23 protein-coding genes and 1 pseudogene are annotated in these 24,646 nt (G+C 60.4%); 11 read left to right on the top strand and 13 right to left on the bottom strand.

What is annotated here, in order from left to right; genetic code table 11:
* Positions 1-1,041: an isopenicillin N synthase family oxygenase gene (locus BA190_RS18060; protein ID WP_068290359.1), complete on the top strand. Its 1,041-nt coding sequence runs from the start codon at positions 1-3 to the stop codon at positions 1,039-1,041.
* A gap of 441 nt (positions 1,042-1,482) precedes the next feature.
* Here the strand turns inward: BA190_RS18060 and BA190_RS18055 are convergent, their stop codons facing one another.
* From BA190_RS18055 to BA190_RS18015, 9 genes are read right to left on the bottom strand one after another with little or no spacing between them, the layout of a single operon-like run.
* On the bottom strand, positions 1,483-2,673 hold the full coding sequence (locus BA190_RS18055) for a UxaA family hydrolase (RefSeq protein WP_068290355.1): 1,191 nt from the start codon (positions 2,671-2,673) through the stop codon (positions 1,483-1,485).
* The gene (locus tag BA190_RS18050) at positions 2,673-2,981 is read right to left on the bottom strand and encodes a UxaA family hydrolase (RefSeq protein ID WP_068290353.1); all 309 of its coding nucleotides are present in this window, start codon (positions 2,979-2,981) and stop codon (positions 2,673-2,675) included. The genes BA190_RS18055 and BA190_RS18050 overlap by 1 nt, the downstream gene beginning before the upstream one ends.
* 10 nt (positions 2,982-2,991) lie before the next feature.
* Positions 2,992-3,690, bottom strand: coding sequence for an RraA family protein (locus tag BA190_RS18045; RefSeq protein ID WP_068290351.1), 699 nt, complete (start codon positions 3,688-3,690; stop codon positions 2,992-2,994).
* A 15-nt stretch (positions 3,691-3,705) separates the two neighbouring features.
* Positions 3,706-4,467: an SDR family NAD(P)-dependent oxidoreductase gene (locus tag BA190_RS18040; RefSeq protein ID WP_068290345.1), complete on the bottom strand. Its 762-nt coding sequence runs from the start codon at positions 4,465-4,467 to the stop codon at positions 3,706-3,708.
* Entirely contained in the window at positions 4,464-5,477 is a 1,014-nt protein-coding gene (locus BA190_RS18035) for a zinc-binding alcohol dehydrogenase family protein (protein WP_068290343.1), read from the bottom strand. Before BA190_RS18035 ends, BA190_RS18040 begins: the two co-directional genes overlap by 4 nt.
* Position 5,478: 1 nt before the next feature.
* Positions 5,479-6,258 (bottom strand): transporter substrate-binding domain-containing protein, encoded by a 780-nt coding sequence (locus BA190_RS18030; protein ID WP_068290340.1) that lies wholly within the window; start codon positions 6,256-6,258, stop codon positions 5,479-5,481.
* A gap of 25 nt (positions 6,259-6,283) precedes the next feature.
* Positions 6,284-7,012, bottom strand: a complete 729-nt coding sequence (locus tag BA190_RS18025) for an amino acid ABC transporter ATP-binding protein (protein ID WP_068290338.1) — start codon at positions 7,010-7,012, stop codon at positions 6,284-6,286.
* Entirely contained in the window at positions 6,996-7,649 is a 654-nt protein-coding gene (locus BA190_RS18020) for an amino acid ABC transporter permease (protein ID WP_068290336.1), read from the bottom strand. Before BA190_RS18020 ends, BA190_RS18025 begins: the two co-directional genes overlap by 17 nt.
* 1 nt (position 7,650) lies before the next feature.
* Positions 7,651-8,334, bottom strand: a complete 684-nt coding sequence (locus tag BA190_RS18015) for an amino acid ABC transporter permease (protein WP_068290334.1) — start codon at positions 8,332-8,334, stop codon at positions 7,651-7,653.
* 187 nt (positions 8,335-8,521) lie between these two features.
* On the opposite strand from BA190_RS18015, the gene BA190_RS18010 reads away from it, so the two are divergent.
* On the top strand, positions 8,522-9,409 hold the full coding sequence (locus BA190_RS18010; RefSeq protein ID WP_068290331.1) for an FCD domain-containing protein: 888 nt from the start codon (positions 8,522-8,524) through the stop codon (positions 9,407-9,409).
* 184 nt (positions 9,410-9,593) lie between these two features.
* On the opposite strand, the gene BA190_RS18005 is transcribed toward BA190_RS18010, so the two are convergent.
* The gene (locus tag BA190_RS18005; RefSeq protein ID WP_068290324.1) at positions 9,594-10,475 is read right to left on the bottom strand and encodes a LysR family transcriptional regulator; all 882 of its coding nucleotides are present in this window, start codon (positions 10,473-10,475) and stop codon (positions 9,594-9,596) included.
* A gap of 103 nt (positions 10,476-10,578) precedes the next feature.
* Here BA190_RS18005 and BA190_RS18000 point away from each other — a divergent pair, with 103 nt between their 5' ends.
* Positions 10,579-11,835: a Xaa-Pro peptidase family protein gene (locus BA190_RS18000; protein WP_068290322.1), complete on the top strand. Its 1,257-nt coding sequence runs from the start codon at positions 10,579-10,581 to the stop codon at positions 11,833-11,835.
* Positions 11,836-11,886: 51 nt separating this feature from the next.
* Entirely contained in the window at positions 11,887-13,461 is a 1,575-nt protein-coding gene (locus BA190_RS17995; RefSeq protein ID WP_068290321.1) for an ABC transporter substrate-binding protein, read from the top strand.
* Between the two features lie 218 nt (positions 13,462-13,679).
* Here BA190_RS17995 and BA190_RS35375 read toward each other — a convergent pair whose 3' ends face one another.
* Positions 13,680-13,832, bottom strand: coding sequence for a transposase (locus BA190_RS35375; RefSeq protein WP_371260341.1), 153 nt, complete (start codon positions 13,830-13,832; stop codon positions 13,680-13,682).
* A gap of 39 nt (positions 13,833-13,871) precedes the next feature.
* Positions 13,872-14,492, bottom strand: a complete 621-nt coding sequence (locus BA190_RS17990) for a TetR family transcriptional regulator C-terminal domain-containing protein (protein ID WP_068290320.1) — start codon at positions 14,490-14,492, stop codon at positions 13,872-13,874.
* 330 nt (positions 14,493-14,822) lie between these two features.
* Here BA190_RS17990 and BA190_RS17985 point away from each other — a divergent pair, with 330 nt between their 5' ends.
* The 5 genes and pseudogenes from BA190_RS17985 (at position 14,823) to BA190_RS35370 (ending at position 20,473) form a co-directional block, all read left to right on the top strand.
* Positions 14,823-16,316 carry an APC family permease gene (locus BA190_RS17985; RefSeq protein ID WP_068290318.1) on the top strand — a complete coding sequence of 498 codons (1,494 nt, stop codon included), beginning with the start codon at positions 14,823-14,825 and terminating at the stop codon, positions 16,314-16,316.
* The gene (locus BA190_RS17980; protein WP_068290316.1) at positions 16,313-17,194 is read left to right on the top strand and encodes a universal stress protein; all 882 of its coding nucleotides are present in this window, start codon (positions 16,313-16,315) and stop codon (positions 17,192-17,194) included. Before BA190_RS17985 ends, BA190_RS17980 begins: the two co-directional genes overlap by 4 nt.
* Positions 17,195-17,401: 207 nt before the next feature.
* Positions 17,402-18,694, top strand: coding sequence for an FAD-binding oxidoreductase (locus BA190_RS17975; RefSeq protein WP_068290314.1), 1,293 nt, complete (start codon positions 17,402-17,404; stop codon positions 18,692-18,694).
* Between the two features lie 161 nt (positions 18,695-18,855).
* On the top strand, positions 18,856-19,572 hold the full coding sequence (locus BA190_RS17970) for a response regulator transcription factor (protein ID WP_068290312.1): 717 nt from the start codon (positions 18,856-18,858) through the stop codon (positions 19,570-19,572).
* A 209-nt stretch (positions 19,573-19,781) separates the two neighbouring features.
* A pseudogene (locus tag BA190_RS35370) lies at positions 19,782-20,473 on the top strand (IS6 family transposase).
* 154 nt (positions 20,474-20,627) lie between these two features.
* Here the strand turns inward: BA190_RS35370 and BA190_RS17960 are convergent.
* Complete coding sequence (locus tag BA190_RS17960) at positions 20,628-21,827, bottom strand: helix-turn-helix transcriptional regulator (RefSeq protein WP_068290309.1); 1,200 nt, start codon at positions 21,825-21,827, stop codon at positions 20,628-20,630.
* A 478-nt stretch (positions 21,828-22,305) separates the two neighbouring features.
* On the opposite strand from BA190_RS17960, the gene BA190_RS17955 reads away from it, so the two are divergent.
* Positions 22,306-23,022, top strand: coding sequence for a response regulator transcription factor (locus BA190_RS17955; protein WP_068290308.1), 717 nt, complete (start codon positions 22,306-22,308; stop codon positions 23,020-23,022).
* Positions 23,023-23,607: 585 nt separating this feature from the next.
* A complete protein-coding gene (locus tag BA190_RS17950; protein ID WP_068290307.1) occupies positions 23,608-24,420 on the top strand; it encodes an outer membrane protein in 813 nt (270 codons plus the stop codon).
* Positions 24,421-24,646 lie beyond the last annotated feature (226 nt).

Here is a 24,646-nt window from a genome sequence, read left to right as displayed (position 1 = left end):
ATGACGACCCGCCCCCAAGCGGCCCATTTGCCGACAGTCGATTTCTCGCGCTTTTACGGTGCTCCGGCCGAACGGGAAGCCTTCATCGAGGAATTGACCAGCGTTCTGCATGACCATGGCTTCTTCTACATGACCGGCCATGGCGTGCCCCAGCGCCTGATCGATGACGTGCTCGCTGCCTCAAAGCGTTTCTTCGCACTGCCTGAGGACGAGAAGCTGAAGATCGAGATGGTGAGGTCTCCGCATTTCCGCGGTTATAACCGGGCCGGCTACGAGCGTACGCGAGGTGAACGGGACTGGCGCGAGCAGCTCGACATCAACACCGAGGGCGAGCCTGTCGAGGCGGGGCCCGACACGCCGTGGAACCGGCTTTATGGTCCGAACCAATGGCCGGAAGCACTGCCGGAGCTGAAGCCGCTGCTCTTGCGCTATCAGGCGGAGGTCACGCGCATCGGCATCGACGTGCTGAAGGCGATGGCACTTGCGCTCGGCCAACCTGAGAACGCCTTTGCCGAGATCTATGAACCCTCGCCCTCGCAGCTTCTCAAGATCATCCGTTACCCCGGTCGCGAGGCCGCCGGCAGCGACCAGGGGGTCGGCGCGCACAAGGATGGCGGCTTCGTCACCGTGTTGCTGCAGGATACGACGCCGGGCCTGCGCATTCGCACCGAAGCAGGCGTGTGGATCGATGCCCCGCCCGTAGCCGGCACCTTCGTCATCAACAGCGGCGAGCTTCTGGAAATGGCGACGAACGGTTTCGTGCGCGCCGACGTTCATGACGTCGTGACGCCGCCGAGCGGCACGGAGCGCTTTTCGGTCGCCTTCTTCCTCGGTGCCCGCTATCACGCCAGGATACCGGTTATCCCGCTGCCCGAAGAGCTCAAGCGCAGCGAGCGCGGCGTAACGGTCGACCCGCTCAATCCCATCTTCCGGGAGGTGGGCATCAACCATCTCAAGAGCCGCCTGCGCTCCCATCCGGATGTTGCTGCCAAGCATCATCCGGACCTGCTCCACCTCCTGGAAAAGACGGGAACTGCGTGACCCGCCTGCCTTTCGTGCAGGACTCCGCTTGGGGTTCTGCACGATCCTCCTGGTCGGCTGGAGCCTGAGGGAGGTGATCGCGGGCCGCCCGACCGGCTCATCGCCGGCGTGGCTGCCGCCGGCTGGTGATGACGCGGCTGGCCGGGCAGATGGCCTTCATCGCGACGATGAGCCCTTCGTGGTCGGCAAGCACTGCCGTGTTATGATGGCGCCCGCCTGCGCTCTCCGCCTGGCCCGCTATGATATGGATGTTCTCCCGTGCCGCCATCGAGATAAGCCGCTCAGTGAGCTCCCAGGGAGCGTCCCCTCGTGTCGACCAAATTCATGAGAAATGTCTTCGTGATAGACGCCGATAGGGGCATATCTTTTTTGAATAAGCCCCCGAAAATCAGAATCCGACTCGACCTGATTTCCTAACGCGGCGGCTGCCTGCCGGCCGCCTCAGCGGGTCGGTAGGCAGGCAGGACCGATCGGCTCGAAGGCCTTGTAGGTGAGGATGAACTCCTGGTGGCCGAGTTCCTCCGATTTCGTCATTGCGCCCGAGGCGACATCCTGGATCAGGGTGAGAATCTCGTCCCCGACTTCGTCCAGCGAGGCGCGGCCTTCCAGGATGCGACCGGCATCGACATCCATGTCCTCTTCGAGGCGTCGATAGGTATCGGGATTGGCGCAGATCTTGATGACGGGCGAGAGGGCGGATCCGGAGACGGAGCCGCGCCCGGTGATGAAGAGCACGAGATGGCAGCCCGAGGCGATCATCTCGACGATCTCAGCATTGTCGGAAATGTTGGGAAAGCCGAACCGCACCGGCCCGTCCGGCACGACATCCATGAGATAGAGGCCGCCGCGCGGGGGAACATCGCCCGGCTTGATCAGCCCGGAGATGGGTGAGGAACCCGATTTGGCGTAGGCGCCCATCGACTTTTCCTCGATGGTGGACAGGCCACCATCCGCATTGCCCGGCGCGAAACTGCCATAGCCGAGCGTGGCATAATAGCGTGCGGCCTTCGCCACGGATTGGCGCAGGGCCTCGCCGAGGGCGGGGGTCACGGCGCGCGCGGCCATGATCTCCTCGCAACCGATCAGTTCGCCCGTCTCCTCGAAGATGCAGGTGGCGCCGGCCTTGACCAGGTGATCGAAGGCCCGCCCCGCCGCAGGATTGCCGGTCAGGCCGCTGGTGCCGTCCGAGCCGCCGCAGACCGTGCCGACCACCAGTTCGTCGAGGGCCATGGGCACGGTGGGCTGGCTTGCCAGTAGGTCGAGCTGCTCGGTGACCCAGTTGCATCCCGCTTCCAGGGTGCTGCGCGTGCCGCCGCTGGCCTGGATGGTCAGCGTCTCCACCGGCCTGCCCGTCGAGGCGACGGCCTCGGCCAGCGAATATTTGTTGAAGCTCTCGCAGCCCAGCGACAGCAGCAGCACCGCGCCGACATTGGGATGGGTGCAAAGCTGCTCCATCATGCGCTGGGCATAGGCATTGGGAAAGCAGCCGGGGAAGCCGATCAGGTGGACGGGCTGGTCGGGAAAGCGCCGCACGATTTCCCGGGCCACGTGATGGGCACATTCCACCAGATAGGCGACCGCGACGACATTGCGGATGCCCTTGCGTCCATCGCTGCGAAGATAGCCTTGCATCACTCTGCCTTTGCCTCGGGCGAGCCGATGATGTGGGTCGCCGTATAGTCGCTCTTGATGTTGTGAAGGTGCACGTGCTCTCCCGGTGCGATGGGCTGGATGGCCGAGCCGATCGGTGCGCCGTATTTCATGATCTTCTCGCCGGGCGTGATGGCGCGGCAGGCGATCTTGTGGCCGCGCAGCACGGCTGCGGCCAGCGTGAAGGCCTGGCCGTCGAGCATCAGCACGGTATCCGCTGCCAGGCTCTCGCGCGCCACGACGACATTGTCGAGCGGCGAGAGATGGAGCAGGCGAGGGTCCAGCTGCATGGTTGTGGCCTCACATCACGCCAAAGGTCGCCATCGCCTCGCAGGCGCTCATGCCGTTGCGGATGGCGACGGCGACCTGGTTCTCCGTCGAGGCCTTCTCCAGGGCGCGGGCAATGGCTTCCTCCTCCGCCTCGCGCGGAATGATCAGGACGCCTTCGCGATCGCCGAACACGAGATCGCCCGGAGCAACGCGGATGCCTTCGATCTCGATCGCGGTGCGAAAATCGATGACCTTGCCGCGCACGCCCTGATCCTGGGCGTAGACACCGCGGCAGAAGGTCGGAAAACCCAGCGCCTCGATATCGGCCGCATCGCGTACATAGCCGTTCAGCACGGCGCCGGCCGCCTTGAGATGGGTGGCGCGTGTCGACATCAGCCCGCCCCACAGGGCATAGCGCAGGGAGGAACCGGAGGCGACATAGACCTCGCCCGGCTTCAGGTCGTCGAGGGCCTCGAGCATGATGCCGAAGGGCTTGCTGGCGAGCGGGCCGGCCGAAAGCTCGGTGCCTTCGGCGAAGATATCGGCTTCCAGCACCGGCATGGCGCGGCCGGCGATGCGCATCGGCTGTTGCAGCGGGCCGATGCCGGCTGGTAGGAACTGCTTGCGCAGCCCCATCACGTCGAGCACGTCGCCGACGACGGCCGTGAACAACCGTTCCTTGAGCAGTGCAAAGGTTTCTTCGTCGCTGCGCTTGGTCGCGATCGGCATGGACTTTACTCCTTCTCAAAAACCAACTAGGGCGCCGCCATCCACCACCAGCGTCTGGCCGGTGACGTAGCTGGCGGCAGGCGAGGCCAGGAAGACGCAGGCCCAGCCGATCTCCTCGGGCGTGCCGACCCGGTTCATCTGGATACGGCCGAGGATCTTGGCCCGGCGCTGGGGATCGCTGTCGGTGGCCTTGCGGTAGAGCGGCGTATCGATCCAGCCCGGGGCCACGCCGTTGACGCGTACGCCGCGGGCGGCAAATTCCGCCGAGAGCCCGCGCACGGCGCCGAGCAGGGCCGATTTGGCCACGGTGTAGCCCATCACGAAGGGCTGGCCGATGAAGGACGTCATCGAAGCGGTGAAGATGACATTGCCGGCGCCGCGCGCGGCCTGGCCGGCGATGACGGTGCGCGTGAGTTCCAGGGCGCCGCGCAGATGCACGTCGAGCACCTGGTCGATCTCGGCCAGAGACGTCTCCTCGAACGGCTTTTTGATGGTGTTGCCGGCATTATTGACCAATATGTCAATTTTGCCATGCCGCGTCTCTACGTTCTTCGCGAACCCGGCCAGGGTGTCGACCTCGGCCAGGTCCACCGTCTCGCAGACGGCGCCGTCAATGCCGGCGGCCGCTTCGGTGAGCACCTCGGCACGCCGGCCCGCCAGAATGACCTTGGCGCCCGCCGCGGCCATCGCCTGGGCGATGGCCAAGCCCAGGCCCGACCCCCCGCCGGTGATGAGGGCGGTCTTGCCCGCCAGTCCGAAAGCCTGCTGCAGATTCATCGCGCCACCACCACCTTCAGACTGTCCCGGTTGCCGTCCCAGAAGGGCAGGGCCTCCTCTGCCTCCGCAAAGGGGATGATGCGCGAGATCAGCGCATCGGCCTCGTCGCCGATGCCTTCGAGCCAGGCGATCACCGCGCGGAAGTCCTCGATCGTCGCGTTGCGCGAGCCCCTGATGTCCAGCTCCTTCAGATTGAAGAGCTGGGTGTCGTAGGTCACCGGCGCCTTGGAATAGCCGACATAGACGACACGGCCGGAGTAGCCGGCGAGGGTGATGCATTGGGTGAAGGTCGCCGGCAGGCCGACGGCCTCGATGGCGATGTCCACCCCATCGTCTCCCGTCAGGGCCGAGACTTCGGCAACCACGTCCTGCGCGCTGGCGTCGATGGTGTACGCCGCACCGAAACGCCGGGCGAGGGCGAGCTTTTCCGCGCTCATGTCGACCGCGATTACCTCGGCGCCACGGGCGACGGCGCCGATCAGCGCGCCCATGCCGATCATGCCGCAGCCGAGCACGACCACGCGCTCACCCGCGGCCACCTGGCCGCGCCCCACGGCGTGAAAGCCCACCGAGAGTGGTTCGACCAGCGCCAGATGCCGCGGCGCCAACGTGTCGTTGAGGATCAGCTTGGCGGCGGGCAGCACGATCTCCTCGGCCAGTCCGCCATCCTGCTGCACGCCGAGGGTGCGGTTGTAGCGGCAGGCATTGGTGCGCCCCTTGCGGCAGGAGGCACAGCGGCCGCAATGGGTGTAGGGCATGACGATGACGCGTCTGCCGGGCGTAAACTCCGACGGCACGTTCCTGCCGGCCGCGATGACCTCGCCGCCGATTTCATGGCCGGGTATGCGGGGCAGCTGCACCAGCGGATTGAGCCCGCGATAGGTGTTGAGGTCGCTACCGCACAGGCCGACATGGCGTACGGCCACCCGGATCTCGCCATCGCCTTCCCGAGGGGACGCCACGTCATGGAAACGCGTGCGCCCCTCGCTTTCGATCATCAGGGCTTTCATGTCACTTGAGCATTTCCGCCGGCAGGTCGGCGCCGACATATTTCTTGTAGATGGCGTTGAGCTTGCCGTTGCGCAGATTGGTGTGGATCCATTCGTTCAGCGCCGTGCGCAGCGGCTCCTCGTTCTTTCGCAGGCCGATGGCATAGGGAAAGACGCGCAGGACATATTTCATCTCATAGGGCGCGCCGGGTGCGCGGGTGTTGGCGGTCTGCATGATGCCTGGGGAGGTCGCCATGATGTCGATCTGCCCCGATACCAGCGCCGTGACTAGCGTGGCGTCGTCCTCGTAGCGCACGATCTCGGCCTTGGTGCCGCGCGAGGTGAGTTCCTTGTCGTTGGAACTGCCGCGCGTGGTGCCGACACGCAAGCCGGCGAGGGAGGCATCGTCCTTGATCGTGATGTCCTTCCTGGCCGCGATCACCGACTGGATCACGCCGTAGGGATCGGAGAAATCGATGACCTTCTTGCGCTCATCGGTGACGCTGAAGCTGGCGATGACCATGTCGGCCTTGCCCGTCAGCAGGAAGGGGATGCGATTGGGGCTGGTGACCTGCACGATATCGAGGTCGAAGCCCATGTCGGCAGCCAGCAACTGGGCCGTCTCGACATCGGCGCCCGTCGGCTTCATGGCCGCATCGATCGTGCCATAGGGCGGGGAGCCCAGATCGAGCGCGATCATCAGTTTCTTGCGGCCGCGGATGGTGTCGAGCGTGTCGGCGCGCACCACCGCCGGCGCGAAGAGCACGGCAGCGCCGGCCAGCAGGAATTGCCTGCGTTTCATGTCGTTTCCCTTCCTTTGCTTGTTTTTAGAGTTCGTTGGCGATGAAGTCGCGCAGTTCGGGCGTGGTCGGATCGGCCAGCCGGCTGCCGGGCAGCTGTTCCCAGACCTGGCCCTGATGCATGTAGATGACGTTGGTCGCCACGCGGCGAGCAAAGCCCATCTCATGGGTGACGAGGATCATGGTCATGCCGCCGCGGGCGAGATCCTCCATCACCTTCAGCACTTCGCTGGTGAGCTGGGGGTCGAGGGCCGAGGTCACCTCGTCGAACAGCATCACCTTGGGCTGCATCGCCAGCGAGCGGGCGATGGCGATGCGCTGCTGTTGGCCACCCGAGAGCTGCTCGGGATAGTGATCGGCCTTGGCTTCCAGTCCCACCTTGCGCAGGCAGTCACGGGCCAGTTCGCGCGCGGCGGATTTCGACAGCGACTTCACGCAGACCGGTGCCAGCATGATGTTCTGTTCCGCCGTCAAATGGGGGAACAAATTGTAGCTCTGGAAGACGATGCCGACATCGCGGCGTAGCGCGCGCTTGTCGAGCGCCGGGCTGTGAACCTGATGGCCGCAGACGTCGATCGTGCCAGATTGAATGGCCTCCAGCGCGTCGATGCAGCGCAATGCCGTCGACTTGCCCGAGCCAGACTGCCCGATGATGGCGACGACTTCGCCGCGGCCGACCTCGAAGGAAATGCCCTTCAGCACCTCGACGGCGCCGAAGCTCTTGTGAACGTTGTCGAGCTTAACGACGGCCGACATTGAGCCTCCTCTCCAGCCCCCGGCTCCAGACCGAGAGCGGGTAGCAGATGATGAAATAGAGCGCCGCGACGCAGATGAAGACGCTGAAGGGCTGGAAGGTCGAGTTGTTGATCAGCTTGCCGGCCTGGCTGAGCTCGACCAGGCCGACCACCGAGGCAAGCGAGGTGTTCTTGACGATCTGCACCAGAAAACCGACGGTGGGAGCGGTGGCGATGCGCAGGGCTTGCGGCAGTATCACCCGCGTCATGCGCTGCCAGCGCGTCAGCGCCAGGCATTCGGCCGCCTCCCATTGCGTCTTCGGCACCGACTGGATGCAGCCGCGCCAGATCTCGCCGAGGAAACCGGAAGCGTAGATCGTCAGGCCGATGCCGGCAGCGACGAGGGCCGGCAATTGATCGAGGCCGAAGATTGCCAGGCCGAAATAGATCAGGAAGAGCAGGATCAGCAGCGGCGTGCCCTGCACGATCTGCACATAGGAGGAGGCAAGCAGGCGCAGGATGCGACTGTCGGAAATGCGCGCCAGCGCGATGCCGAAGCCGAGGATGCCACCGCCGATGAAGGCGAGCGCCGAGAGGGCCAGCGTCCACAAGGCGGCCTGCAGCAGGAAGACCAGATGATAGAGCCCGAAACTCGGCATGTTACAGCGATGTCCCCAATCGGCGCTTGCGCGGAAAGATCAGCATGCCAAACGCCCAGAAAGCGCCACGCACGACGAAGGAAAGCAGCAAATAAAGCAGGGCGGTGACGATGTAGGTCTCGAAGCTGCGGAAGGTATCGGACTGGATGCGGCTGGTGACGGCCGTCAACTCCTCTGCCGAGATCTGGGAGGTGATCGAGGACGCCAGCATCAGCAGCACATATTGGCTGGTCAGGGCGGGATAGACCCGCTCCACTGCGGGGCGCAGGATCACGTGCCAATAGGTCTGGCGGCGGCTGAGGCCGAGGCAATCGGCAGCCTCGATCTGCGCCTTGTGCACGGACTCGATGCCGGCCCGCATGATTTCGCAGGTATAGGCGGTGATGTTCACCACCAGCGCCAGCACCGCCGCCAGGTTGGCGGAAAGATGGATGCCGAGCACTGCGATGCCAAAATAGATCAGGAAGATCTGGACCAGCAGTGGGGTGTTGCGGATCACCTCGACATAGCCGCCGACGAGACGCTGCAGCCAAGGCGCGCCATCGGTGCGGGCGACCGCACAGAGTGTGCCGCAGACGAAGCCGAGCAGTGTCGACCACGCGGAAAGCTGCAGCGTGAGCCACACGCCTTCGGCAAAATCCCGCCAATAGGGCAGCAATGATGTGAAGTCGAACTGATAGGTCATGCGGTGCGCGAACGGCGCCCTTTCGTCAGACGTTGCCTTCCTGGCAGGATCCGCTTGTCTGCACCAAAAGCGGTACAGCGGGGCGATCCCGTTGTTCTTGCAGGGCATGGCCCTTGACCGGGACGATGGCGACGCGGTAGGGCTGCGTCAATCGGTTTAAAATGTCTAATAAACCAGTGGCGGCGCCATGCGATCGAAGAGCGTCTACAAGAAGGCCTATAATGGCCTGCTGCATCGGCTGGCCGATCCGGCAATCGAGTGTCTGGTGGGACCCGAGGCCAGGCTCGCGCAGGAACTGCAGATCAGCCGCACGACTCTTCGAACGGCGATCGTTGATTTGCAGCAGGCCGGGATCCTGCGGGAGCGTGATGTCCTGCGCCGTCCCCGGCCAAGCGATTATTTTCCCGAGGAGGAGACCGAGCAGCGCTCCGTCCAGGTCGAGCGCTCGTTCATGGAATGGATCCTGCGTGCCGACATCCGTCCGGGCAACCCGATCAATGTTGCACAGCTCTCGCGCCAGTTTTCCGTATCAACCACGATGGTGCGGCAATATCTCCAGCAGATGCGGCATTACGGCCTGCTGGTGCAGCGACCCAACAGCACCTGGATCTTCCGAGGAATTACCACTGATTTTGCGGCCGAGCTTTCGGAAATCCGTGAGCTTTTCGAACTGAGTTCGGCGCGGAAGGTGGCGACCCTGCCGGCCGATGCACCGATCTGGGCGCAGATCAGGGCGATCCGCGAGGAGCATGTGATACTTCTGGCCATGGCGGAGACCCGGTTCCACGATTTCTCGGCCCTCGACGAGAAATTGCATCGCCTGATCTACGATGCCTCCGAGAACCGTTTCGTCGTCGAATTCTATCAGATCATCTCGATCATCTTCCACTACCACTACCAGTGGAACAAGGTGGACGAGAAAGCCCGCAACATTGCGGCGATCCACCAGCATCTCGATTATATCGACGCCCTCCTCAGCCGCGATGTCGGCGCAGTCGAGCGCACCTGCCGGGCCCACCTTGCTGCAGCGCGCGAGACGATGCGCCTGTCGATCGGCAACAGCCAGGCTGCATGAAACCGGTTGCGGCGATCAGGCTGATCTGTGCGCATTTCCGTCTGCGGCTTCATTGCGCAGCAAGATGCTGAGGGGCGGCCATGATCCGCTTCAGCCGGGCATTCTCGTCCTTCTGTCGGCGCAGACGCTTCATCCCGGCAGGCATCAGGCCCACATACTTCTCGCGCCACCGGCGGTAGCTCGATTAGGGCGCCTTCGTGAGCGCGTTCCACGCAGCCAGAACCCCTTTATGGGGCGATTGCGTTTCAAATCTGGCGAGCCAGTAGGCCCGCTGTGTCCGCAGTCCCTCGACTGGCAGGCGGACCAGTCGCCCTGCATCGAGTTCCTCCTGCAACATGGGTAGACTTCCTAAAGCGACGCCCTTGCTGTCGAGCGCCAAGCCAATCGACTGTGCGTAGCTGGAGCAGAGCTGTCGGGGCAGGGCATCCAGAGCTGGAACGCTGCGCTGCTTGCTCCAAATTGGCCAGTTCACCCAATCCGGAGCCATTCTTCGATAGTCAAGTCGCGGCGCTCGGATGTCGCCGCGCCCAAAAGCATCGGCAACTTGCGGGCTGGCGACGGGAACAAGCTCCTCGTCGAACAATCGATGGATGAGCCAACCCGGCATGTCTCCGTCACCGTAGACAAGCACCAGGTCGAATCCTCCCGTAAGAAAGTCGCCAGGCGTGTCGCTCAGCGTAAGACTATAGGGGCAGGCCTCGTTGCTAAACGCGAAATTGCGCAATCTGCCCTGCAACCAAAACATACCGACTGCTGTCATCGATCCAATGCGAACCACAGGATCACCGTGGACACGCAGATTGCCGAGAGTCTGATCGAGAAATTGCAGGGTATTACCTGCACATTCGCCCAGTATCATTCCAGTTTGGGTCGGCAATAGCTTGTGGCCGTCGCGGAGGAATAGAGAGGTCTCGAGCCAATCCTCGAGCTGCCGGATTCGCTTGCTCACGGCAGCCTGGCTCACAAGCAGTTCGTCCGCAGCCTTCGTAAAGCTTCGCAGTCGAAAGACGGCTTCGAAAAAGACGAGCGTGTCCAGCGGCGGCAGCCGAGTGCGGTAACGGAGCATAACCACAGGTTATCATTTTCTGGGAAAATTTGAAGGGATTACGGCTAAAAAACTTTCCTGTATTCAATCACTTAATAATCATTCTAGTGAGGGGCAGGGCGTTATGGCCGAGTTGTATTGGCACGCGGATCGCGGCGATTTGAATGGGTTGGCCCAGCTTGACCGTGAACCGGCGGATGAAGGCATCGATCTTGTCGCGGTCCGGGGATATCGCCTGGGGCGCGTCCGGGCGGAAATGGCCAGGCAGAACGTCGACGCGCTCATCCTCTCCGATCCCGTCAATATTCGTTACGCGACGGGTGCGAGAAACATGCAGGTGTTCTCCATGCGGAATGCACCGTCTCGGTACCTGCTGCTCACCCAGGACCGCTCGATCCTCTACGAATTCACCGGCTGCATGCATCTGGCCGATGGCTTGGAGACCGTCGGCGAGGTCCGCCCGGCACGGACCGCCAGCTTTGTCGCGGCCGGCCCGAAGATCGCGGAGGCCGAGCGAAGGTGGGCTCGCGACATGGCCACTGAGATTTCGAAATTGGTTGGTCCCAGGGCAACGGTCGGCATCGAGCGGATGAACGCCGGCGTTGCCATCGAGCTCAATGCCGGCGGCATGCGGGTCGTGGACGCACAATATCCCGTCGAACTCGCACGATCGGTCAAATCCGCTGAAGAACTGAAATGTGTCAACGCCTCCCTTCGTGCCACCGAACGGGGCGTGGCGGAACTGCGGGCGGCAATTCGCCCTGGTCTGACGGAGGTGGAGCTTTGGTCGGTCCTTCATCGTTCGATCATTGCCCAGAACGGCGATTACGTCGAAACGCGCCTGCTCAGCGCGGGCGAGCGAACGAACCCCTGGTTCCAGGAGACCAGCGAGAGCCTGATTGGTTCAAATGAATTGATCGCGTTGGATACCGATGTGGTCGGGTGCCACGGTTACTATTCGGACTTCTCGCGAACATTCCACTCCGGGCCGGCCAAACCAACGGACGAGCAAAGGACGCTCTACAAGGTCGCCCATGAGCAATTGCACCACAACATGGCGATCCTCCGTCCTCGCATGAGTTTTCGCGACTATGCGAGGGAAGCATGGGACATTCCCGGGAAGTACTACGCCAATCGTTACTATTTGTCCGCCCATGGTTGCGGGATGACGGGTGAGTATCCCTATCTATACCATGAAGCAGATTTCCCGGGCTCTGGATATGACGGAGAAATCGTGCCCGGCATGACGATCTGTGTCGAGAGTTATATCGGTCTCGAGGGAGGGCGTGAGGGCGTTAAGCTGGAGCAGCAGCTTTTGATTACTGAGACAGGGACTGAGTTGCTGTCCCGCTTCCCGTTTGAGGAAGACCTTTTGCGATAGCTTGAACCACAAAATTGTTCGCTCTTCGGAGCTGCCTAGGGGAACGCCGACATGACGAATAAAAAGACACATTACGCAGGCTCGAGCTTGATCCTCGATCGTCGTGAATTGATGAAAAGTGCCGCGGCGCTCGGCCTCAGTCTAGGAGGCCTTGGCCTGCCTGGCGCCCCGGCCCAAGCGGCCGGCATGCCCAGGAAGGGCGGGACGCTGCGTTTGGGCATGGAAGGCGGTTCGAATTCGGACAGTCTCGATCCGCGCACCACCGACGACTCCATTCCGATCTCCTGCGGCTACCAGATCTGCAACGGTTTGGTCGAAATCGGTGACGACGGCCTGCCCAAGGGCGAACTCCTTGAAAGCTGGGAGGCCAAGCCCGGCGCCAGGGAGTGGATCTTCAACGTACGCAAAGACGTGACCTTCCACTCGGGCAAAACCCTCGACGCAGATGACGTGATCTATTCGATCAATCTGCACCGGGGAGATACCAAATCGGCTGCCAAGGCGGTGTTGAGCTCCATCGCCGATGTCAAGAAACTGTCGGCGCATCAGATTCAGATCACGCTCTCGGACGGCAATCTCGATCTGCCTTACAACCTGACCGACTTTCATATTCTGTGCGTGCCGAACAATTTCAACAACTTCGCCAGGCCCGACGGCACGGGCGCCTACAAGCTCGAGACCTTCGAGCCTGGCATCCGCATTGTCACGAAGAACACGGGAAATTATTGGAAGTCGGGCCGTGGCAATTTCGACGCCATCGAATTGCAATACATTCCGGACGCTACTGCCCGTATGCAGGCCCTGCTCGCTGGCCAGGTCGATGCCATCAACCGCCTCGATGCCAAGACGATGGATATCATGACGTCGTCGCCCGATTCCAAAATCGTTCAGAGCAAGGGCACCGGGAACCGCTTTGCTTTCGTGGCCTTGTGCGATGCAGATCCCTACACCAGCGGCGATCTGCGCCTGGCGCTGAAATACGGCATGGACCGGAAGAAGATCGTCGACACCGTCTACCAGGGCTACGCAACCATCGGCAACGACACCACGATCAGTCCGTCGCACCGATATTATGCCAAGGATGTGCCGCAGACACTCTACGATCCGGGCAAAGCGGCTTTCCACTACAAGAAGGCCGGCTCGCCGAAGCTCGAGCTCAAGGTTTCGGAAGGCGCCTATTCCGGCGCGACCGATGCTGGCGTGCTCTATCAGGAAGCGATGAAGCAGGCGGGCATCGACCTGATAGTCACGCGCGTGTCTGGCGACGGGTATTGGTCGAACGTCTGGCTCAAGGAGCCTTTTTGCGCGGTCTATTGGGGCGGCCGCGCGAATGTCGACATGCAGCTTTCGCAGACATTCCTCTCAACCTCCTCCTGGAACGACACGCATTGGCGTAGGCCTGAATTCGACAGGCTGCTTATCGCGGCCCGCGTCGAGACGGATGAGGCCAAACGCGCACAGATGTACGCAGACATGCAGCGCCTGATCCATGATGACGGCGGCATGGTGTGCTACGCGGTCGGCGATTATCTTGATGGCTATTCACAAAAGGTGATGGGCGTGGCTCCTCATCCCCGCCTGGACATGTGCGACCAGCGGGTCGCCGAAAAGGGCTGGTTTGCCTGAACGACGAAAGGGCGGAGTGCCGATCGCCCTGCAGCTTGGCGCCCGCTCTTTCCGGCGGCAGCCGTTTCGCGTCCGCGTGATCAAAGGGAGGGCGGGGGCCCCGTCGCAGCGGCAGTTTTGCATTTGACTATCCCCAGGGTTTCTCATCGGCACGGAAGACGGGCGTTTCGGCCTCGTCACCGAAATGGCTTCTTCATGCCGACCGTCGGAGCATGACTTCAGGTCCAGGCGCTCTCGACTAGCCTATGGCGGAAGCGGCCATTCGCCGCCTTGGTGATGCCACCCCGTCTGCCTGTCTCGCCGGTCGATCGCTTGCCGGGAACGAGGCCGCGATATCCTATGAACTGACGCAGGCTCTCGAACCTTTGCACACCCAGCTTGACGTCAATGACCCCAATCGGAGAAGGCTCTCAGGGAAATGTCACTCCCAGGAGACTTGCCACGGACTGAAGCCCGATTTTGATCTGCTGGCTTTCATCGATTTCCTTGGCACCGAGGCAGCATTCCAGCCACAACCCGTCGATGAGGGCGTTGACGGCGGTCGTGAGACGTTGACGCTCCGAAACAGTGGGATTGCGCCCTTCGGACGTCAGCACATCGACGATGAGTGCTTCGCAGGCATCGTTACAGGCGAGATATTTCTCTCGGCGCACCTCTGCCAGGTCGGGATTGAGGTGGACCTGGCTGATGAAAGCTGCCCATAGCGACAATACGCGGGGATCGGCGGCTGGCCCGCTGACGCTTGCCGCGATGAAGCGGCACATCTTGTCATGTGGCGGCCCCTCCGAGGAGGCTACGGCAAGCGGCGGCTCCGTGATGATTTCAATCGTGCGGCGATAGGCAGCGACGATCAAATTGTCCTTCGATGCGAAGTGATGGCGGATCAGTCCGTTGGTGACGCCAGCGCGAGCCGCGATAGAGCGCACGGTTGTTCCCTGAATGCCGAACTCGGCGATGCAGTCGAGGGTCGCGTCCACCAGATCCGCACGACGATCGAAGTCGGGAGCCCGCCGAAACGAGGTAGCCATCATTAACCTCTCTTTTCCAAAGCGCATGAGACCAAATTCGCTAATTATGCGCTTGCATAATAATTATATGGATGCATAATCCCTTTATAGCAACACCGGTATATCCGATCAAAAGTTCATGCGCAGCCAAAAGGCCCCAGTCAATTACGAGGCGCTCGATCCTCTCGTATGACTGATGGCTAAGGCTTCCTGACAATCGGAACAAGCCTATTGAAGTTTGGATGCATCTGCTTCCGAAAATGGAGAGGCTTGTTCAAATAAATAAAAATACCACTTACAAAAATAAATAAGAAGCCAAGAGTCCACATATAATAAAATAAAAAGGGGAATTACATGGAAAATACACAGTCTTTATCTAATCGTCTGCTGAGAAAAAAACCCATAGAACGGCTGATCTCTGACTCATCGGGAGGCGGCGGTGACCACGCTACACTTGGTCGGTCAATCACCTTATTCCAGCTTGTGATGTTTGGTGTCGGCGCCACTATCGGTACCGGTATTTTCTTTGTGCTGAGCCAACAGGTGCCCAAGGCGGGTCCTGCAGTCATCGTCGCATTCGTGATCGCGGGCATAGCGGCCGGTTTGACGGCGCTGTGCTATGCAGAGATGAGCTCAATGATCCCGGTTTCGGGATCCTCCTATTCCTACGCCTATGCCACGCTGGGCGAGGGCGTCGCCTTCTTCGTGGCCTCGTGCCTCGTGCTGGAATACGGCATTTCCGGCGCGGCGGTCGCGGTGGGCTGGAGCGAATATGTCGAAAAACTCATCGAGAATCTCTTCGGATTCGGCCTTCCTCATTGGTTGACACACGCTCCTATCACCATCGACCCGAGTGGAGGCAGTGCCTACGCCATGAAGTTCGGTGGCGAGGGTTCAGGTGTGATCAACCTGCCGGCTGTGATCCTGATCGGCCTTTGCTGCATCCTCCTGCTGCGCGGATCCAAGGAATCGGCAACGGCGAACACCATCATGGTGCTGATCAAGCTCGCCGTTCTGACGATGTTCATCCTGATCGCGGGTAGCGCATTCAATGCGGAGAACCTCACCCCGTTCGCGCCCCACGGATGGGTCGGGATCGGGGCTGCGGCAGGCTCGATCTTCTTCACCTTCGTCGGTCTCGATGCCGTGTCGACGGCGGGCGAGGAGGTCGTCAATCCCAAGCGCAACCTGCCGCTTGCCATCATCATCGCCCTCGTCATCGTGACGGGCTTCTACATTCTCGTGGCGCTTTCCGGTCTCGGCGTACAGAAGCCCGATGATTTCGCGGGCCAGGAAGCCGGGCTGGCGACCATCCTGCAGAACATCACCGGCGCTGCCTGGCCGGCCAATATCCTGGCAGCCGGCGCGGTGATCTCGATCTTCAGCGTCACGCTGATCTCGCTCTACGGGCAGACCAGAATCCTATTTGCCATCTCGCGCGACGGGCTGCTGCCGCCGATTCTGCATCGGGTCGATCCGCGTTCGATGACACCCGTGGCCTGCACGATCCTTGTGTCGATCTTCGTCGCGCTGATCGCCGCCTTCGTGCCGTCCGACATGCTCTGGGACCTGACCAGCATGGGCACGCTTTCGGCGTTCATGGTCGTTTCGGCCGGTGTGATCATCCTGCGCTACAAGCGCCCGGACATGCCGCGGGGTTTCACCGTTCCCTTCTTCCCGGTCCTGCCGATCCTGAGCATCGCGAGCTGCCTCTATCTGATCTTCCAGCTGCATTGGACGGTTTTCGCCGTGACGGGCGCCTGGCTGGTGCTCGCAGCGTTGGTCTACTTTGGCTACTCCATGCGGCGCTCCAGGCTTGAAGCCATGGCGCCAGAGGCTGCGGAATGAGGTACATCGTGGGATTGTCGCCCGATCAGGGCGGTCGTGAAGCACTGGCGCTCGGTTCCCTCCTGGCGCGCTCGAGCGAAGGTTCACTCACGGTGGTCACCGTGGTGCCCGAGACATGGGGGCCGCCCTCCCTGGCGCGGGTCGACGCCGAATATGCGCAGTTTGTCCTGCAGAACGCGCAGAAGTCGCTCGCAAAGGCAAAGGCATCGATATCGAGCGATGTCGATGCCGATTTCATCGCGGTTCCCGCCAAGTCCGCGCGTGACGGGCTGCTGCGGGCCGCCCAGGACATGGGCGCCGATTGCATCGTCGTGGGCTCGTCCCGCTCGGCGCCGCCCGGGCGCTTCGCCGAGGGGAGCGTGGCGACGGGGCTGCTGCATTCGGCCGATCTGCCGATTGCCATCGCGCCCCGCGGCTATCTACCCGATCCCAGGAGTGTCGTCAGGCGTATCAGTTGCGCCTTCTCGCCTTCGCCTGCCTCGGCGGTCGTGGTGCGAAAAAGCGCCGAGCTGTGCGGTATTTTCGAGGTGCCGCTCAGGCTCGTCACCCTGATTGTGCGTGACAAGCAGATGTACCCCACCGGGGCGGGATACGATGCCGAAAACATGGTCGCCAACACCATGCGCGAGCAGGCCCAGGTGACGCTCGACGAGATGACGGCGGATTGGGACGGCGCGATCCAGCTCACCAGCGAGATCGGTGACGGCAAGACCTGGAAGTCGGCGTTTGACTCCCTGCTCTGGGCCAGCGCCGAGATCCTGGTGATCGGTTCGAGCAGCCTCGGGCCGATTGCGCGGGTCTTTCTCGGCTCGAAATCCGGCAAGATCGCCCAGAACTCGCCGGTACCCTGCCTGATCATGCCGCGGCACGGCAGCTAGCCGTCGTCGCGAGTGCTTGCAGGGTACTTGTGGGGATGCAGAAGGCCAATCTCCTCTGCGTCCCCACGGCATACTCATTCAAACCAATCGTATCGCCTGCGCAGAAATGGCGGGTCCGATGTGTTCGACAGGAAGATTATCCCGGCCGGCTCGACTTCGGAGCCCAGTGCCTGTCGCCGCTACAAACTTGATAGGAAGGCCTGGAAAATGGGTTATATCGACACATTCTATAGGCAAACTCTCACTGAGGATCTGCCATTTCCTGCTCTGCGTGAGAGCGTCGAGTGCGATACCTGCATCGTTGGGGGAGGACTTGCCGGCCTGACCGTCGCGCTACAGTTGGCGCGCAGCGGGCAGTCCGTGTCCGTATTGGAGGCGCAACGCATCGGCTGGGGCGCCTCGGGTCGCAATGGCGGCTTCGTCTTTCCAGGCTATGCGAATGAACAGGCTGCCATTGAACGCGCTGTGGGAGAGAACAAGGCACGCGCGTTGCATAGGTTGTCGATCGAAGGCATGAAGTTCGTCCGCGATACGATCAACGATTTGAACATCGCCTCGGCCGCCCCCATCCATGGAATAATGAGCGTTTCGCGCCATGAAAATGGCGATGAATTGAGGGCCCAGGCCGAACAGCTCCAACGGGAGTTCGACTATTCCGTCGAATATATGCAGCCGGATGAAGTGCGAAGTGCTCTTCGTTCGAATCGTTACTTTCAGGCTTTGCGCGACCCACGGGCCTTTCACATGCACCCGTTGAACTATCTGCGCGCGATCGCTCGAGAAATCGAGCGCCTAGGCGGGAAGGTGTTCGAATCCAGCAGTGCAATATCCGCCGACCTGTCTGGGCCAGAAAAAACACTTCGCACCGTCAACGGCCAGGTCAAGGCGCGGCATGTCGTGATCGCGACCGGGGGCTACACAACGGAACTGGTTCCACAGTTGAAGCGCGCCTATCTGCCGATCGCCACCTATGTGATGCTTTCCGAAGAGCAGCCGGACCTCATTGCTAACGCGATAACGACTACTGACGCAGTTCTCGATAGCAGGCGAGCCGGTGATTACTACCGCGTGGTGGACGGCGGGAAGCGCTTGTTATGGGGCGGCCGGATCACCACCAGGGTTGCTTCACCCGCTGCATTGGCGACCCAGTTGCGTCGTGAGATGACCAATACCTATCCGCAACTTGCCGATCTCAGAATTGAAACGTCCTGGTCGGGGCTGATGTCCTATGCGAGGCATCTCATGCCTCAGATCGGCCGATTGCAGGCGGGGGTCTGGTATTGCACCGCATTTGGCGGCCACGGCCTGAACACCACGGCAATTGGCGGCAAGGTCATCGCGGAAGCCATCCTCGGGCAATCCGATCGGTACATGCTGTTCGCGCCTTTCGGTCTGGTTTGGGCCGGCGGTCTGGCGGGCCTGTCGGTTGCGCAGCTCACCTATTGGAAACTGCAGACGCAGGATTGGTGGCGCGAACGTTCGTCGTATCAGCGGCACTAATAACAAGCGCCGCGTTTGGAAGGCGTCAAGACAATCAGAGTGTCTTGAATGTCAGAAATCCTTGGCGAGTAAGAAAACGATAATATCGCCGGACATATGCGGCAAACGTAGAGTGTATTCATAACGATAAGGCTGAATAATTCCAACATCGGGGGACGTCGATGTTCGCAAGAGAGACTAATCAGGGTGACGTCGCGAGCGCTCCTCTCGTTTATCTTGTTGATGACGATGAGGATTTTCGCGAAGAAATGGTGTCGGGCCTGTCCAGACTGGGCTTGAACGCATATGGATTTGACAGCGCCGCGGCCCTGTACCGGGCCTATGCCGTGATGCCTCCTGAAATCGTTGTCCTCGACATTGGCCTGGAGGGCGAAGATGGCCTGTCCATAGCGGCCCATTTGCGGGCATCGCAGCCGATCGGGATCATCATGGCTACGGCCCGAGGGGCTGTCGACGACCGGGTTGCCGGCCTTGAGAAGGGCGCGGATGTCTATCTGGTGAAGCCCATCGATGTTCGGGAACTGGCTGCCACGATTGTGGCAGTCCAAAATCGCGTCAACTGGTACCGTGAGGCGCCGGCTCCCCCTCAAGCTCCGCAATGGGCTCTGGTGGAAGGGGGCTGGGCAATCATTGACGGCCTGGGCAACCGCCTGCGCCTGACCGTCTCCGAGCAGCGCCTCTTGGGATGTTTGTTCAAGGAGCGCGGCAACACCGTCGAGCGCAGCGTGCTCGCCGCAATCATGGGTGAGGATGCCTACAACTTCAACTATGCCCACCTTGATACCATCGTAAGTCGCCTGCGCCGGAGGGCTAGAAAATCCAACATGCTTCTGCCCTTGCATGCTATTCGCGGGCTTGGTTTTACTTTTCCCGAATAGAGAGCGTGTGTATCTCCATTATGTAAACTTGAATTCTAAAAAAATCTTATATATTATGAAATATAAATATATCTATCAATAAAAACGGAGAATAAGAATCTGAAATACATATGTATTGCGAGGGTTTTTCAAATAAAATTGATTGTGTTTTAGATTTTCTGGGAATGTAGGCCTGATATGAAAGCGTCTTCATCTGAGAAGCGTATTTCATGAGGTTGAAAGGCCGTCATTTCGACCGACCGGTGCTCCTGACTTGCGTACGTTGGTATCTGGCCTACGGGTTGAGTTTGCGGGATCTGAAGGAAATGATGGCCAAAAGGCCATCGACAATTCGACGATCCATCGCTGGGTCATTCACTTTTCGCCATTGTTGCTGGAGCGCCTCGACCGGCACAAGCACGCTGTCAGAGCCAAATGGCATATGGATGACCCGCAGGGTAGCGCGGAGTAGCAAGACCTACATCAAGGTCCGCGGCCTCGTTCGATATATTCTATCGAGCGATCGACGCAGGCGGCGATACAGTCGAATTCTGGTTCAGCGAGCATCGCGGCCTGCCAGCCGCCAAATGTTTCTTGCGAACGGCCTTGAGCCGCCATGGCCGACCTGATCGCTTTGTCATTGACGGAAGCCAGACGGAGAACCGCCTGCAGGGTAGATCCGGGAGACCCCCGGAACCGACTCGCATTCACCAGAGCCGAGATCTCAACAACCGCGTTGAACAGGCTGATCGATGTATCAAATGGCATGTCTAAGCGATGCTGGGCCCCCCAAATCATTGGGCGCGGCGGTCACGACTTTGGGCGGGGGCGAAGTGGTTCGTGTGATGCAAAGGCGGCAGGGCTGCGTTGCCTTCGATCCCCCCTTCGGCTCAAGGATCAATTCGAAGCAGTCGCCGCCTGAAAGGCGGGGCCACACCCGGCCACTACCTGTCTGGCTCGGCCATCTGATGGTGTCGCGCTTGGAGACCGCCCGCCAAATCTCGGTGTCCACGAAACCTGCAGCAGGCGATAGAGCGTCACCGCGCATGGGCGGGCGCTCTGCTTTCCCCTTGATGTTATCGGCCGTTGGGCCGGCGGACCGGCGGGACGAGGCGCCTGACAAGCGCAACGAGATCACTCTGTCGCGATACACCCATCTTGGCAAAGATGTGCTCGCGATGTGTCCGGGCGGTCGCCTCGCTGACTTGTAGCGCTGCCGCCGCCTTGCGGAGTGTCGCGCCCCCTATCAATTGCTCGAGCTGACGTATCTCGGCGGGCGTCAATCCGAACATGCGGGCGACAGCTCCGAGGTCGGTCGGCAGCGGGGTTGCGTCGAGTGCGACGAAGACGGCAGCCGTTGCCTGGGGCACGAGCCTTGTTCTGCGCTGGCCGCGGGCGAGTGGCAGGATATGAGCGATGGCTGCGATCCCGTCGGCCTTGCCGAGAGGCACACCCAACCCTGCCTCCGGAAGTTGCGTTTCGTCTTCCTGGGCCATCGCAATGGCCTTGCGCAGTTCTTCAGATATGCGAGAGTCGGCCGTGGCCAGACATCCGCCGGAAGACAGGATCGGCGATCCCGCATCGAGCATGCGCTGCGCCGTTTCATTAGCGTGCATGATGCGCCCTTCGCCCGCAACGATAACGATGCCGGCGGTCACGCTGTCGAGTGTTGCTCCGAGAGCCTGCTGCTCCACGGTTTTCATATCCAGAAGATCGCTGATCGTTACAGCGCGCCTGATATGCGGCACCAATATTCGTCCGATCGTTACCTCGCGGTCGGTATAGATGCCGGCATCCCTGTGGCGGTTGAGGCCGAGATGGGCTTGCCGGGTCGGGCTGTTGATCAATGTCAACCCAATCGAATCCACGATGCCCTGTGGCTCGCCCCATTCCTTAAGCATCGGTGATTGCGACTGGATCTCCGCGGTGAGATGGCGCGAAAACACCTGTGGTTCGTCGATGGGCATATCGCGGAGGGCCGGCAGGCGCTCCCAGGATGCCATCTCTTCTCCATAGAGCTGAAAGCGCTCCAGCCAATAGGGGGCGATCCCGATGGTCTTGATGAGCGAGGCCCTGCCGCCAACCAGGTCGATCATGGTCAGCGAGGCATTGTGGGCGCGCAACATTTGTTTGATGCCAGCCAGCATCGACTCCCACAGGCCTGGGTCGAGAGCGCAATCATAAATCGTGCCGATGAGCGCCGATATCTCGTCGATGGAGGGGAGGTCTTCTACTTCCGAAGCCCGGGTTTCAAAGGAGTCTGTGGAGTTCAGCATAGCATAGCAGTGAGAGAGACGAGAATCGTTGTTGGCCAGCCGCAGCTAAAACAACTGTTGCATCATTACAACGAGGCGACGGATTCTCAACCAAAAACGCCGTCTATCGGATGAACATCCGATGCGCCAGTGCTTCGCTCCTGGGCATAAAAACGGAACGTGGAATGGAGCTCGACCCGCGGTCGCGCTGATCAAATTCTGCAATCCCGCAATGGAAAATCCGTATGTCGCCCCCATTCAAAGACAACTGACAGACCGGCAGCTATTTCCGCAGGCCCCGACCGCAGTCTGTTCGGGCATAGCGAGAGGCGGACCGCGGGCGGCCTTGTTACCCAACCATCCCCAGACCAACGGGCAGGGCGAGCGGGTGGTGTGAACCATCAAGGACGTGAAGAGCTTTCCCGCAAATTTGCCCGGTTTGTTTCAACTGCGTGCCGTTCCAACGGAGGGCGTTGGGTGTCGTATGGAAGGTGGATGGATGTCCGTGCAGGAGACTACGCAAGGCAATATTGCGATCGCCCCTCTCGTTTATCTTGTTGATGACGATGAGGATTTTCGCGAAGAGATGGTATTCGGCCTATCCAGACTGGGCTTGAACGTACATGGGTTTGGCAGCGCTGCGGCCTTGTACCGGGCCTATGCTGCCATGCCATCCGGAATCGTTGTCCTCGACATTGGCCTGAAGGGCGAAGACGGCCTGTCCGTAGCGGCCCATTTGCGAGCGTCGCAATCGATCGGGATCGTCATGGCTACGGCGCGGGGGTCTGTCGACGACCGAGTTGCCGGCCTTGAGAAGGGCGCAGATGCCTATCTCGTCAAGCCCGTCGATGTTCGGGAACTGGCCGCTACCGTGATAGCGGTCCACAATCGCGTCAACAGGCATCGTAAGGTGCCGCCTTCTCCTCAAATCCCGCAATGGGCGTTGGTGGAAGGAGGGTGGACACTCATTGACGGCCTGGGCCACCGACTGCGCTTGACTGTCTCCGAACAGCTTCTCTTGGGATGCCTGTTCAGGGAACGCGGTAACACCGTCGAGCGGCGTGCGCTCGTCGAAGCCATGGGCGCGGATATCTATGATTTTAACTATGCCCATCTTGACACTATCGTAAGCCGCCTGCGGCGGAGAGCGAACAAATCCAACATGCTCCTGCCCTTGCACGCAATCCGCGGGCAGGGTTTCACTTTCGCCGAATAGGAAAAAAACAAGCCTGCTTTCTGTAATTAAAAAGTACCTCCGGATTGCGGGGAAGTTGATGGCAGGAGTGCCCGATGGGCACCTGCGGCTTCATTCCCAACTTTGCCCGTCTGCCAGAAGTCATTCGCTCCGATGATGATGTGCGGAGCCAGATGTTTTCCAGGCTTTCTAGCTGCGAGCGCGTCCAGCATCGCCGGCTTCACCAAGCGGCGCGTAATCGGACGCTCCTTCCCAACAAGCCACTCTGCATCATCTCAAAAATCCTCTCATTTGGCATGCGAGTGATAACAGCCGCCCTGTTTGGAGGGCTCTCTTCAACAGCCCGGAGCTGGCAGCCGGAATAGGGCGAAACTTCCAAGCCATCATCGCCCTCGCGGCCGCCTCCATCTTGGTTAATGCCGCCTAAAGCAAAAAATAACTTTATGTCATATAGTGACATTATGTGTATGCGTTTGAAAGTAAACGTCAAAATAGAGATCTGTATAGTCAGTTTATACTAAATTTTACTACAATGTTGCATATATATCACAGCAAAATTTCAGATAAACCCATAAGAGTAAAGGGCGGTTTTTTTGGGGGATTTCGATGCGTTCCGTGTATCATACCAGTGCAATCTTTGCCGTCTTGCTGGCGACGACGGCCACTTCCGTTTTCGCTGCGGATCTTTCGCCATCCCAGCCGTCTCCCCGTCCCCTCGTTATGGCCTATGATTGGTCCGGTCCTTACGTCGGTATTCATGCCGGCTATGGCTGGGGTAGCGAGAACGACAATCAAAGCCGTTATTTCGGCGGTGGGGCCCCCACCGGCGGTGGGGGGACCATCGGCGGCGGCGTCATAATAATCGGCGGTGTCAATGTGACCAATGTCGGGTCGATTATGGCCGACAAATTCAACGTTGACGGCTTCGTGGGCGGCGCTCATGCCGGTTACAACTATCAGATCAACCAATTTGTCCTCGGCATCGAGGGCGACGTTGATTATTCCGATGTCAAGGGACGCCATATATTCAAGGGATCGGTGGGGACGGGAAGCCTCTCACTCGACAGCAAGTGGCAGGCCTCGGCCCGCCTTCGTGCGGGTTACGCAATCGACAATCTGCTTATCTATGCGACAGGCGGCATCGCCACAGGTTCTGCCGAACTTTCGACAACGGGCTATAAACTGCTTGTCATTGACAATACCTGGTATTTGCGGCGCATTCGTGGAAGCTCAAGCGAGATGCATGTCGGTTGGACTGCCGGTGCGGGTGTCGAATACGCATTTGCCGAAAATTGGATCGGTCGTGCAGAAGTGCGCTACACCGATTTCGGTAAGAAAACATATGATACGCCGCTGGGATCTGTGAAGTCTGGATGGGATCAGACCACCGCGACCCTCGGGGTCAGCTATAAATTCTGATTTCTTGCGCTGCGTCGGGAATGTTCTCGCGAGTTGGAGTCATATCCTTCAACGCCGCGACATCCCATAGGGGCTTCTTCGCGCTCGACATCCTCGGGATTCGTGGAGAAGCCTCCCGTTGCTGCTCGGGCGAAGGCATCGGCCAAAGCCCGATTGGGGAATATGTGGAAGACGTCGATGGATCGAGATGGGCCGAGGTCGCTTCCATCGGCTTGCCTATTGCCAC

It is taken from the genome of Labrys sp. WJW, from assembly GCF_001676615.1.
GTDB lineage: Bacteria > Pseudomonadota > Alphaproteobacteria > Rhizobiales > Labraceae > Labrys > Labrys sedimenti.
This window is presented reverse-complemented; position numbering and strand designations above follow the sequence as displayed.